Below are 12865 nucleotides of genomic sequence, written 5' to 3' on the forward strand. Positions count from 1 at the left end.
CGGCGCATTAGCGAAAAACTTTCACATAAGTATCACATTTTTGTGTCATTTATACTTATTTGTTTTCCAGCAGTTGGCTTAATGATTCCACCTGTTCTGTTAAATCGCTCACCTGTCGCTCTAGTGATTCGATTCTCGAAACAACATCCGTTTGATTTTCCATGGCAGAGTTTCCAGCAGATGAAATTGCTGAATGTGGTTCATCAAAATCTTCGTTATTGTCGCCAAATAGATGTATATAACGGGATTCTCGTTTACCGGGTTCGCGGGCTAGTTTTTTCACAAACTGATGATCGTTCAAATCTAACAATTGCTGTATTGTCGCTTCAACTTCATTAACATCAACAAAATCTGCTAATCGATTGGTGCGAGTTCTCAATTCCCCTGGGGTTTGCGGCCCTCGTAAAAGTAGCACGCAAATAATCGCTTTTTGCTGCACGGTAAATTGCAAATCACTAAACTGAGTATTACAAAAACGGTGCACGTATTTATTCACTCGCCCAGAAGCCATTTGGTCGACCATTAATAAGTTTAATTGAATCAACTGATCAACTTCATTTTGTACATCAGTTTCTGAAAGTGACATTACCGGTTCACGGTTACTCTTTTGATTACAACCGTTAGTAAGAGCGTTTAATGACAAAGGGTATTGTTCAGGCGTGGTGATTTCTTTTTCTAACATTACGCCAATAACACGACATTGTTGGCTTGATAAAGTGACTGCCATAGTAAGTATCCTTAACTCGATAATATTGATTAGCAAGTGAATTGGTATTGCATAGATTTAGTTTAGCGCAATTAAAAAGCCATACAAATGTATGGCTTTAATGAGTAATAGTTTTGAGCGTAACTGTTATTCTATATTCTGAATTTGCTCGCGCATTTGCTCGATTAACACTTTTAATTCCACTGCAGCTGCGGTGATGTCGGTGTTAATTGACTTTGAACCCAATGTATTTGCTTCACGGTTAAACTCTTGCATCATAAAGTCTAAGCGGCGGCCTTGAGCGCCACCTTTTTTGAGGATTTTTTGAGTTTCCTTAACGTGGCTATGAAGACGGTCAATTTCCTCGTCAACATCCATTTTTTGTGCAAGTAAAACCAGTTCTTGTTCTAAACGTGTTGAGTCTGGGTCGATTCCAGCATCTTTGAACTTTTCGATAATACGGTCACGCTGCCATTGAATAATTTCTGGCATGTGTGCTTTAACGGTTTCAGCTTGCTGGGTAATGCCGTCTAATCGCTGATTGATAAGCTCAGCCATATTAGTGCCTTCGCTTGCACGAGCGCTAATAAAGTCTTTCAGCGCTTGATCAAAACCTGCTAAAAGCTCGGCTGAAATTGCGTTCATATCGGCTTCTTCCGCTTCCATAACGCCAGGCCATTTCATGATATCAACTGGATTAAGTTTACCATCACCAGCGGTATTGACGATCCAATTTGCACTTTCGATTAATTGTTCGGCAAGTTTGGTGTTGATTGATAAATCGCTTTTGGCTGCAGGATTAATGTTAAAGCGCAGGTTACATTCAACCTTACCGCGGGCTAACTTTTTGCGAAATCTTTCGCGTAATACCGGCTCTAAGCCACGGAATTGTTCTGGCATACGAAAGTAAGTTTCTAAAAAACGTTGGTTAACAGAGCGGATTTCCCACACTGCATTACCCCAATCGCCTTTCACTTCGTTACGGGCAAACGCTGTCATGCTATGGATCATAAATTCATACCTTGTGATTAAACTGGTTATAGTTAGAAAATTTAGCAATCAGCACTGTTAAATTGTTAAGTGCTAAAAGGTGCATAGATTATGCACCACAGATCAGCATCGAGCAAATTGATATTTGTGAGTAGGCCTACTGATCTTACTAAAGGTATGAATTAAATTAACTATATCCCATGCGCTTTTTGATCTGCTCGGCGACTCTAAAGGAATTTGCGTAGATGGTATAGGTATATGGAACACTGCCGCCGGTAGGCATAAAAGATGCGTCAGTCACGTAGAGATTATCAACATCATGGGCTTTGCAGTTTTTATCTAGCACAGAAGTTTTAGGGTCATTACCAAAACGACAGCCGCCGGCTTGCAGGTTCGCCGCTGGATAGGACGAAATTGATGAACTGACGTTCGTCGCGCCCATCGCATTTAACAAACCTTCAGCTTTTTCTGCTAAATATTCACCAACCTTTAAATCATGTTGATGGGCACCTATTCGGATTTTAGCAACACGATCGCCCCATTTGTCGGTGTTTTCTTCGTCTAATGACACAAAACAATCATCGTTAGGTAGCCAATCATTGAACACTTCAAAACGTAATGTTTTACCGTAGTTAAAGGCATACTTTAGATTTTCTTTTAATTGCTCACCCCAAACCAAATTATCATCATTGCCCCATTTTTCTGAGCTTGCTCTCGAAATTGGGTTCTGATGGAATAGAAAATCAATGGTTCCGCCTTTTGCGGGCTTGCCAAATGCTTTGTCATCAATCTTGTACCAATCTTGTAGGGCGCGATTAATAAAAGGACCAACAACTCTAAGTTGTTGTTCTTGCTCATCACTAATTTGATCGAATAGGAAGTCTCCTTGACCAGTACCGCCGGCAGAAAAGATTAAGTTCTTGCCTACTTGACCGTTATTGTTGGCCAGTCCATTTGGGTGTTTAACGCCGTTAGATGCAAGTAATAGTCGTGATGTTTCAATAGCTTGGCAAGCGACAACAAATGTTTTTGCGCTCACACTATGTTTGCGTTCAAATTTATCGTAATACCAGGCTTTACTGACGTTGCCGTGCTCATCGGATTCCAACTTAAACACCTTTGCATGGGGCTTAATTGTGCAGTTTCCTGTTGCAACAGCATGATTCAATAACGCTGCTCTTGCTGAGCCTTTAGCCCCAGAAGAGCAACCATAACTCGAACAATATCCTGAGTATTCACAGCTGCGTCGACCCATGGCTGGCTGCGACAGCACCGCTCTTGGTACCGGGAAGCTATGATAACCAATATCTTTTGCAGCCTTATCTATCCAACTCGAAATCGGATGTTCAGCAGTTGGTGGAAAAGGGTAATCGCTGGTGTGCGGCTCAAGGTACGGGTGATCGACCACCTTTCCAGATACGCCCACTTGTTTGTCGACTAAATCATAATAAGGTTCGAGTTCTTTATAACTGATGGGCCAATCAACAACGTTGGCGTTTTCTATATCGCCAAATTCAGATTTTAAGCGAAAGTCCATCGGTTTTAAGCGATGAAAATAACCACTCATCAAGTTCGATGAGCCGCCGACCATGTTGCCATTCCAAAAATCCCAACCAGACTCACTTGTTGCTTCGCCTTGCCAATAGCTCTGATCGTCATCATCGACGTACTCTTCTTCAATAACATGTTGTTCGTCTTCGAGTCTCGGTGAATACGTTGTGCGTCGGCAGCAGGCCAATTCGTCTTTAGAAAAATCTTCTTCATTCAGCCAAGGCCCTTTTTCTAATACCAATACCTTGGCGCCAGCTTTAGCTAAAGTTAACGCGACAGGAGAAGCTCCGGCGCCACTGCCGATAACGCAAATATCGAATTCTGGTTTGTTATTTGCCATTAAACAGCTTTCCCTTTGTTCTTGTGGTTCACTTGACTGGTTAGAGAATCATCGACTGCTTTTACATCTATGCGGGCGTAGGCCGGAAGTTCGTAATAGCGTTTTCCTTCTTTCGGTAAAGGAAATCCAGGTTTATGGTTGAGCCATTTCCAACCAATACCTTCGGGATTTCCACCATAAGAGGGCGGTGAAAGCATTGCTTCAAATATGTAGCTGAGCAAGGTACTTAGCCAGTTTTCGCCAGCGCGGGACTTACTGATGGCGCGCAGTGCCGATTCTTTTTGTTTTGTGTCTAAATCGACAAAGCTTTTATCTGAGTTAGATTTGGTATAGCCATTTAACCAACCGACGCCGTTTAAAATAAATTGCTTTTCATCTTCTTCAGTCGGTTGTTGATGCATTACGTTGTATAAGTAATTGATTGCTTTGATCTCTTTTGCACCTGGTCCGGAAGCGGAACTTGGTAAAAGATGTTCAAGCACCAGTTGCAGCGTGAGATAAGGATCTGTATTTAATTGCGCTGCTGGAACTTTTGCATAAAGCGCAGGAGAAACAACGGAAAGGGCGCTGGTAGCAGCGGCAGATTTCAAGAATTGACGGCGAGATACTCGGCTACGTAGACTTGCAGGTAGAGTAAAACCATTATCGAAAAAAGAGTTCATTACAATCCTTTTGTGCTTCATGGGTTTTTAGCGGTGTTATTTTCAGCGCTTGTTTTAGTGCCGGCTTTACTGAGGTTTAGTTGGTTGTTTTCAGCTTTAAACTGGTCAATAAATTGCAACCACGCTTCGCGCGAATATTCGCCTGAGCGCAAAAACTCTGCAGTATCTTTAGATAAAATCATCTTGCCTTTACCGGTAGAGACATACATATGTGGGTAACCAAGCACCGGCGGCAGACCTGCCATAAATTTTTCATTTTCATTGCTATCGCTGACATTGATTTTTAACAGCACGAAATTCTCGTGTAAGGCATTATAGATATCCGGATTATCAGCAAGAAATGCATCGATTTTGTGACACCAAGTACACCAGTTTCCACCAATTTCGATTAACACATTACGATTAGATTGGTTGGCAAGTTGGATTGCTGCTTTCGCATCTTTAAAGGGGTCACGTTGTTCATCATACACTTTACTATACAATGGTAATTGCGCGGCGACAGCCAAGGTACTGAATAACCATGCATTAAATAACAAAGTAGTCATTAAAGTTTGTCGAGCAAATTTGAGGGTACGTTTAATCATAGTAATTTTATCTATACTTTTATCGACATGTTTTCTAAAACATTATTCTGGATGAAGTTATCTATCTTTCAAGAACATACTAATGAGACCTAGTTACTACTAACTATATTTCAACATCTTTATTATTGATAGTTAGATAACAGATTTAATCGCCGTTTTTACTATAAAAAACAGAGATAATTCTTTATAATGCGCGCCAAACAATCATTTACGATTTAAGGAAATTTTATGCGTCCAAGTGGCAGAACAGCTGGTCAAATTAGACCTGTTACGATTACTCGTCAATTTACCGTACATGCGGAAGGCTCGGTACTTATTGAGTTTGGCGATACTAAGGTTATCTGTACAGCTACTGCTGAAGAGGGCGTACCACGTTTTCTTAAAGGCCAAGGTAAAGGCTGGATAACTGCGGAATATGGCATGTTACCGCGCTCTACTCATACTCGCATGCGCAGAGAAGCTGCTAGTGGCAAGCAAAGTGGCCGTACTTTAGAAATTTCACGTCTAATTGCTCGTGCATTGCGCGCGGCGGTAGATTTAAAAGCGTTAGGTGAGAATACAATTACAGTTGATTGTGATGTTATTCAAGCAGATGGTGGCACCCGCACTGCATCAATTACTGGAGCTTGCGTTGCGCTAGTAGATGCACTTGATCACTTACGTGCTAAAGGGGTATTAAAAACCAACCCGCTTAAACACATGATCGCTGCTGTGTCTGTAGGTATCTATGAAGGTACACCGGTTGCCGATTTGGATTATCCAGAAGACTCTGTTGCTGAAACCGATATGAACGTTGTGATGACGGATACTGGTAAATTAATTGAAGTTCAAGGTACTGCCGAAGAAGCGCCGTTTAGTTTCGAAGAAATGCAAGAAATGATGGTCCTTGCCAAAGATGGTATTAGTGAATTATTTGACGCTCAAAAAGCAGCGTTAAGCTAATCGTCGTAAATAGACACAAAGATTTAGAACAGGAAAAACAATGAAAGATTATCAACGCGAATTTATTGAGTTTGCCCTTGCTAAGCAAGTACTAAGATTTGGCGAGTTTACTTTAAAGTCTGGCCGTACAAGTCCTTATTTTTTCAATGCTGGCTTGTTCAATACTGGTGGCGACTTAGCGCGTCTTGGTCGTTTTTATGCTGCAGCGCTGGCAGACTCGGGTATTGATTTTGATTTACTATTTGGCCCTGCTTACAAAGGTATTCCAATCGCGACGACTACGGCAGTTGCCTTAGCCGATCATCATAATATGGATATGCCATATTGTTTTAACCGTAAAGAAGCAAAAACTCACGGTGAAGGCGGCTCTTTAGTGGGCTCTGAATTGGCTGGCAAGGTAATGTTGGTTGATGACGTTATTACTGCTGGCACAGCGATTCGTGAATCAATGGAAATTATAAAAGCCCATGGCGCTGATCTTTCAGGTGTATTGATTGCCTTAGATCGTCAAGAAAAAGGTCAAGGTGAATTGTCAGCGATTCAAGAAGTTGAACGCGACTTTGGTACGACGGTTATTTCCATTGTAAGCTTAAGCGATGTAATTACTTACTTATCTGATAAACCAGAAATGCAAGAGCATTTAGAAAATGCTAAAGCATACCGCGCTCAATATGGTATTTAGATAATAGCTAAAAATTTAATCAGTAGAGTGATTTAAAAAGCCGCATTTTGAAGTGACCCCCAATAGTTGGACTATCCAATTACTGGGGGTCTTTTTATGTCCAAGCATAAAAGAATATTTAAAATAGAAACGGCCATCAAGGCTGAAGAAACAAGCTCAATTGAACTAAGCCGAAAGATTGGTGTTAGCTGTCGACAAATTAGGTACTGGGGAGCAGTTTATCGTATCCATGGAAGCAACGCCTTTCAACATCCTGGCCTCCCATATTCCAAACAATTTAAACTTCATGTCATTAAAACAATGGCAGAAGAAAACTGGTCATTAAGCTATACAAGCGCCTATTTCGATTTATCTTCATCAGGAATATTATCAGCGTGGTTAAAACGTTATAATCAGTCAGGCTCTGATAATTTAACACCAAAAAAGATAGGTAGACCAAAGATGGCTAAAACTCCAAACTCTCACAGAGGTAAATCTCCTGAAAGCATGTCTGAAGAAGAAATGAAGGAAGAGTTAGAGTACCTCAGAGCTGAGAATGCTGTATTAAAAAAGTTAGAAGCCTTAGCTCAAGAAAAAAGAAAGCGAACCAAGAAAAAACGATAGTGGTTCAAGAGCTTAAGGCAAAGTATAAACTCGTACATTTATTGGAAGCTACTGGTCTAGCCCGCAGTGTCTATTACTATCAATGTAAAGCCCTGCGTAAGCCAGATAACTACGCGGACGTGAAGGTATTAATTAAGAGCCTGTTCCATGAACACAAGGGACGGTATGGTTATCGAAGAGTTGCCAGTGCGCTACGTAGCGCTGGAACCTTGATTAACCATAAGGCAGTGCAGCGCTTGATGGTTGAATTAAACCTTAAATCAAAAGTCAGACCAAAGCGCTACAAGTCATATCGAGGTGAAGTCGGTACAACAGCACCTAACTTATTGGAGCGAAACTTCAAGGTAAGCAAACCTAACCATAAGTGGGTAACTGATGTGACGGAATTCAAAGTCAAAGGACAAAAAGTGTACTTGTCGCCAATTCTTGATTTGTTTAATCAAGAGGTTATCAGCTATGAAGTAAGGAAATCGGCACACCTTCCACTGGTGACAGACATGATAAACAATGCATTAAAAACGTTAAAGGATCATGAAAAGCCAGTGATTCATTCAGACCAAGGCTGGCAATATCGAATGAAAACGACGCAAAACATAATAAGAAAAGCAGGGTTAAAACAAAGTATGTCGAGAAAAGGTAACTGCTTAGATAATGCTGTAGCAGAAAATTTCTTTGGAATTCTGAAAACAGAAATGTATCATCGTGAGGAGTTCAAAGATGCGGACGAGTTAATCGACTGCATCAAAGAATATATTCATTACTACAACAACAAACGCATTAAGTTGAAATTAAAAGGCTTGAGTCCGATAGAGTATCGAAATCAAGCCTTATTAGCCGCTTAATAAAGTGTCCAACTTTCTGGGGTCACTTCATTTTTGATGCGGCTTTTTTGTTATTTAACGATAACAAGATTTTGGTTATAACGCTTGCTCTGTTGGCCCATATAAATTGATACCATGGTAAATACTCCAACGCCAGCAAGGTTGGCAATCATGTCATATAAACTGAAGGTGCGAGTACTAAAAAGTAACTGGCTAAACTCTTCAAAGGTGGTAAATGCGATGACCACAACGGCACCGTATTGGTTAAATTTATTATTGGCAAAATAGCGAAACTTAAAGGCGTAGTTGGCAAACAATGTCATCATTCCATACACAAGGAAATGACCAATCTTATCACCGTAAGGTACGGCCTGTTTTACCTCGAATAACACGTTTTCTTGGCCAGTGTTAGCCATGAATAATATCAAACAGATGAAGCTGAAAAAAAGCAAAGCAATAAATTTCATCGTAGTCCAGTAGGCAGTTAATTATGCTGGCCATAATAACTATATTTATATCAAAGTGTTGTGACAAATTGTTATAAATTTGTTAACGGACTTAGGTTCTTTAATTCTGTTTAGACTAAATCAAATCTGAACTTTCAAGCAGCTCTAACGCACGACTAAAGTCATATTCTTCTAGGCGTTTTTGCATAACTTGTAATGTATTTTGAACATTAGGATCTGAAAATAAAGGGGTTAATTGTTCTAATATATCAACAGCTTGAGTATCAAAATTATGTAGAGCTTCGGTTAACTCTCTTAATAACAGTTTTGTATTTTCATCATTGACTTTTCTACTGACTGACTTAGCTTCGACTTGATCCATCTTATGAGCGTGTAAATAGGATTTTATATCACTTAACACTTTATCTAACTCTATCACCACTTGCTCAAATAAACTTCCTATATTGTCCCCTGCGATTAAGCATTGCTCTAGATTATTAGCAATTTGGTACAAAGAAGTTGCGCCAATATTGCCCGCTACGCCTTTTAAAGTATGGGCCAATTGCACTTTTCCACCATCCCCTGTTACATCTTGTGTTGCTTCAAATGTATCAGCGAACTGCTGGTAGCTGTTAAAAAATCGATTTAGTAGCTTGTGATATAAAGGACTATTTTGCTGGGTTGTAGCCATACCTTCTTTTACATTTAATACAGATAATAATGAAAAATTGAACGTTTCTGTTTGTCCTTCATCACCTGTCGAAAGAACCTTGGTTTTAGCTAGCTTAGGTGAGATCCACTTGGCCATGGTATTAAACATTGTATCGACGTTTATTGGCTTAGCAATATGATCATTCATACCTGAATTTATGGCTTTTTCACGGTCACCAGCCATTGCATTTGCGGTCATAGCAATAATTGGCAGCGATAAAAAGCGCTCTTGCTTGCGGATTAATTTAGTGGCGCTGTAACCGTCTAACACTGGCATTTGACAGTCCATTAGAACACCGTCAAAACTTTCTTGCTCAAGGCAATCAATAGCTTGTTGTCCATCCTCAGCCAGAGTAACTTCTAGTCCATTTGACGTTAAAAGTGCGATAGCAAGTTCTTGGTTTAAGTCATTATCTTCAACTAACAATATCTTAGCGCCTTGCAAATTCTCGATACTTTCAGAAAATACTTGTTTTCGACGTTGGCCAGATGACGGTTTTTCACTTTGTTCTCTATGTACTTGCAAAATTGATTCAAGCAAGTGCGATGGCGTAATTGGCTTTGTGAGTATTTTATCAATTCTCAAATCATTAACTGCTTGCGCTGCGTCTTCTTTATTGTACCCAGTTATCATTATAACCTTCGTTGAAGGATTATAATGTGGTATTGATACTAGTTTTTGTATAGTTTCAATACCATCCATTTCAGGCATTTGCCAGTCGACTAATATAAATTCGAATGGTTTTGAATTAATTGATTTATTGATCAGTTTTAGTGCCTCTTTACCGGAACTAGCTACAGTGACATCAAAGTTAAAACTAGTTAATATTTGTTTTAAAATATTTCGGCAAGAGTCATTATCATCAACCACTAGCACTTTCAAACCACTCAAGTTAACTAATTTATTCTTGCGTATTGTCGGCGCAGACTTTTGCAAGGCGCATCTAATTGTAAAGAAAAATTCTGAGCCAAGATTTTCTTCGCTTTTGACACCTATATTTCCGTCCATTGCATGCGCTAAATATTTACTTATGGCTAGCCCAAGTCCAGTACCGCCGTACTTTCTGGTTGTGGAGGAATCCGCTTGAGAAAACGATTTGAATAGATTTGCCATTTGTTCATCAGTCATACCTATACCAGCATCAATAACTGAAAATTTTAAGGTGATCTGATCATCGATGAGATCTAGCTTCTCAGCCTTTATTAAAATTTCGCTATTTTCCTTACTAAATTTAACGGCATTGTTTCCGAGGTTTATTAAAATTTGACCTAATCGCAACGGATCACCAATTAAGTTTTTAGGTAACTCGGTATCGATATCAAAAATTAGCTCAATTTCTTTCTCTGCAACTTTCAGTTGTAAAAGATTAGCTAAATTATCGAGAACATCTTCTAAGTGAAATTCAATATGCTCTATTTCTAATTTTCCGGCCTCAATTTTTGAAAAATCAAGAATGTCATTGATAATACCGAGCAATGATTCTGCGCTTGTATGTGCTTTACTAATATAATTGTATTGAGTTTCATTCAAATCAGTCGCCAAGGCCAGATGACTCATTCCAATAATTGCATTCATCGGTGTTCGAATTTCATGGGACATGTTGGCTAGAAAGTCACTTTTAGCTTGATTAGCAATATTAGCTTTTTCAACGGCTTTATCTCTATCGGTTAATAATTTCTTCAACATTAGAGACTGCTCGTAATCTCTTCGAGATGATAATTCAATTAGATAACTTGGAATAAAACACATTAAAAACGTAGAGAAAATTATATTAAACTGCGCTAATAAAGCATTTGTCTCAATATAGTCATTGGTTACAAAAATTAAAATGTAGGACAACAGAATGATCGAAGCAATCCATAATCCACTGATAAACCTTAGACCGGTAATTAAAAAGACCCAAAACAGCAACAAGCTTGTGCCAAGTGGCGCATAATGTGCTGATACATCGCCAAAATTAACGGCTTTATATAGCTGACCAGAACTCACTGCAATGGCACAAACTATTACTAGCAAAACAAGCCGTTTCTTGAAGAATGAAAAGAATGAACAGGAAAAGGTAACAATAAAAATTGAGAAACATATGATATGCAAAACCAAAGAGTCTAAAGCAAATTTTGGCTCGACCATATAATCAACAATGAACCAAGAAGAATACAGCAGTGAACCTACAATTATTGCTACGCGCATTTGCAGCAATTTATTATAATAAGTTTGTTTTTTGTAATCTATTTCTTTATGTTCTTCGCCAAAGCTCAAGGTCCAAATATTTTGGTTTTCTTGCCACCAGCGCACATAAGTTGGTTTATTTTTGGGCATTTGATTTATATTCTAACTCTCTTGTTTTATCGTTCGCACCATTTCTATCGCCGCCAAAATATTTTCAGTTTGAATTTTGCTGCTGCAGCAATTACCTACAATACTGGCATGGTGTTGAATCAATTCAACTATATTGTCTAAGCTAGCCTCGACTAAATAATTACTATGTTCAATATCTTGTTGCAACTCTTTTAACGGAAATACTTTACCTGTAGCATCTATTAGAACATCTCGCTCACTGAATATATACAACAGCATTTCCTCGTCTTCGAGCCAGTGTTTTTTAGAGTGAATGTAAATTAATTCATCTTCACCATCGTGTTTTATTATAGCGGGCCACTGGATCATAACTATGACGACTCTTTCGGCATTGTTTTTTCAGACTCGAGGTTAGCTTCAATTGGCTTTGATTGGCTACTTTTATCGGTAGGAACTCCCGGAAACTCTTTAATATAAACGTCTTGTTTTGCATAAGGGATCTCAATATTATTCTCAGCAAAGGCTTTATATATGGCGCTATTTACATGGTGTAATATACGACCTCTATTGGCCGGTTCGGTGATCCAGCCCATCAATTCAAAATCTAAACTCGAAGCGCCAAACATACGAAAGCGAACAACTGGCTCTGGATAGCTACACAACTCTTTTTCTTCTTTAGCAATTTTTAGCAAGATTTGCTCGATTAAATCGATATCACTGCCATAAGCTGCGCCAACTTGTGCGCGAATACGATACTTGGTGCTTGGTCCGCCAGATTCGTTAATAACCTTAGTATTGCCCATTACCGAGTTTGGTACAGTCACCTCAATATTATCTCGAGTTAAAATACGAGTACTACGCAAGCCTATATTGGTTACAGCGCCACGCTCACCGGTCTCAAGCACAATGTAGTCTTTAATCTTATAAGGCGCATCCGCCATAATAAATACACCACTAAATAAATTAGCCAGCGTATCTTTAGCCGCAAAACCAACCGCAATACCAACGATACCTGCCGATGCCAGCCACGCTGACATGTCGATATCCCAAGAAGAAAATATATAGTAAACCGACAGCGCGATTATTAGGATTAGGGCAAGGTTTTCAAATAGAGGTAATGTTTGCGCGTGCAGTATATGAAAATGCTGTTGATTACCAGCCATGCGTTGCAGCACCATCTTCGTTACCTTCAAGGCAAACATGGTCCACATCACCAACAAAATAGTGTAGAAAATTGGGAAGATCACATCGCCAATTTCGGCCGGAAACTTGATAATGCTAGCGGCGACAGAAATACCAAACACTAAAATCGAATAAAACAAGGGCTTGTGTAATAACTCAACAAATTGATCGTCAAACTCGGCTTCGGTTTTTCCGGTCATACGTTTGACCCAAGCGATAACCACTTTGTCTAATATCCAAGCAAGAACTAAAGAAGCAAGAATAATCACAAAAGCATGCATAATTGGATTGTCACCAATGTAGCTTAGGTATTCAGTAAGTCGTTGTTTCCATTCGGCCATTAATT

At 39.4% G+C, this 12865-nt stretch carries 13 protein-coding genes; 4 read left to right on the forward strand and 9 right to left on the reverse strand.

What is annotated here, in order from left to right; translation table 11 throughout:
* Nucleotides 1–55 precede the first annotated feature (55 nt).
* The 5 genes from LT090_RS00780 to LT090_RS00800 all read right to left on the reverse strand — a co-directional run bounded on the left by LT090_RS00780 (nucleotide 56) and on the right by LT090_RS00800 (nucleotide 4833).
* The gene (locus tag LT090_RS00780) at nucleotides 56–727 is read right to left on the reverse strand and encodes a YceH family protein (RefSeq protein WP_068546178.1); all 672 of its coding nucleotides are present in this window, start codon (nucleotides 725–727) and stop codon (nucleotides 56–58) included.
* A 126-nt stretch (nucleotides 728–853) separates the two neighbouring features.
* Entirely contained in the window at nucleotides 854–1717 is an 864-nt protein-coding gene (locus LT090_RS00785) for a YicC/YloC family endoribonuclease (protein ID WP_068546177.1), read from the reverse strand.
* 166 nt (nucleotides 1718–1883) lie between these two features.
* Nucleotides 1884–3587, reverse strand: a complete 1704-nt coding sequence (locus LT090_RS00790) for a GMC family oxidoreductase (RefSeq protein WP_068546176.1) — start codon at nucleotides 3585–3587, stop codon at nucleotides 1884–1886.
* Nucleotides 3587–4249 (reverse strand): gluconate 2-dehydrogenase subunit 3 family protein, encoded by a 663-nt coding sequence (locus LT090_RS00795; RefSeq protein ID WP_068546175.1) that lies wholly within the window; start codon nucleotides 4247–4249, stop codon nucleotides 3587–3589. The genes LT090_RS00790 and LT090_RS00795 overlap by 1 nt, the downstream gene beginning before the upstream one ends.
* Nucleotides 4250–4266: 17 nt before the next feature.
* Nucleotides 4267–4833, reverse strand: coding sequence for a thioredoxin family protein (locus LT090_RS00800; protein WP_068546174.1), 567 nt, complete (start codon nucleotides 4831–4833; stop codon nucleotides 4267–4269).
* A gap of 228 nt (nucleotides 4834–5061) precedes the next feature.
* Here LT090_RS00800 and rph point away from each other — a divergent pair, with 228 nt between their 5' ends.
* The 4 genes from rph to LT090_RS00820 all read left to right on the forward strand — a co-directional run bounded on the left by rph (nucleotide 5062) and on the right by LT090_RS00820 (nucleotide 7902).
* Nucleotides 5062–5775, forward strand: a complete 714-nt coding sequence (gene rph / locus LT090_RS00805; protein ID WP_068546173.1) for a ribonuclease PH — start codon at nucleotides 5062–5064, stop codon at nucleotides 5773–5775.
* A 40-nt stretch (nucleotides 5776–5815) separates the two neighbouring features.
* Entirely contained in the window at nucleotides 5816–6457 is a 642-nt protein-coding gene (gene pyrE, locus LT090_RS00810) for an orotate phosphoribosyltransferase (RefSeq protein ID WP_068546172.1), read from the forward strand.
* A 96-nt stretch (nucleotides 6458–6553) separates the two neighbouring features.
* Entirely contained in the window at nucleotides 6554–7060 is a 507-nt protein-coding gene (locus LT090_RS00815; protein WP_068547899.1) for a helix-turn-helix domain-containing protein, read from the forward strand.
* The gene (locus LT090_RS00820) at nucleotides 7060–7902 is read left to right on the forward strand and encodes an IS3 family transposase (RefSeq protein WP_082897286.1); all 843 of its coding nucleotides are present in this window, start codon (nucleotides 7060–7062) and stop codon (nucleotides 7900–7902) included. Before LT090_RS00815 ends, LT090_RS00820 begins: the two co-directional genes overlap by 1 nt.
* Nucleotides 7903–7952: 50 nt before the next feature.
* On the opposite strand, the gene LT090_RS00825 is transcribed toward LT090_RS00820, so the two are convergent.
* From LT090_RS00825 to LT090_RS00840, 4 genes are all read right to left on the reverse strand, one after another.
* A complete protein-coding gene (locus LT090_RS00825) occupies nucleotides 7953–8297 on the reverse strand; it encodes a VanZ family protein (RefSeq protein ID WP_082897234.1) in 345 nt (114 codons plus the stop codon).
* Between the two features lie 166 nt (nucleotides 8298–8463).
* Nucleotides 8464–11358, reverse strand: a complete 2895-nt coding sequence (locus LT090_RS00830; protein ID WP_068547266.1) for a response regulator — start codon at nucleotides 11356–11358, stop codon at nucleotides 8464–8466.
* Nucleotides 11359–11370: 12 nt separating this feature from the next.
* On the reverse strand, nucleotides 11371–11706 hold the full coding sequence (locus tag LT090_RS00835; RefSeq protein WP_068547264.1) for a DUF4144 family protein: 336 nt from the start codon (nucleotides 11704–11706) through the stop codon (nucleotides 11371–11373).
* 2 nt (nucleotides 11707–11708) lie between these two features.
* Entirely contained in the window at nucleotides 11709–12860 is a 1152-nt protein-coding gene (locus LT090_RS00840) for a mechanosensitive ion channel family protein (RefSeq protein WP_068547263.1), read from the reverse strand.
* Nucleotides 12861–12865 lie beyond the last annotated feature (5 nt).

It is taken from the genome of Thalassotalea crassostreae (assembly GCF_001831495.1).
Classification (GTDB): Bacteria; Pseudomonadota; Gammaproteobacteria; order Enterobacterales; family Alteromonadaceae; genus Thalassotalea_A; species Thalassotalea_A crassostreae.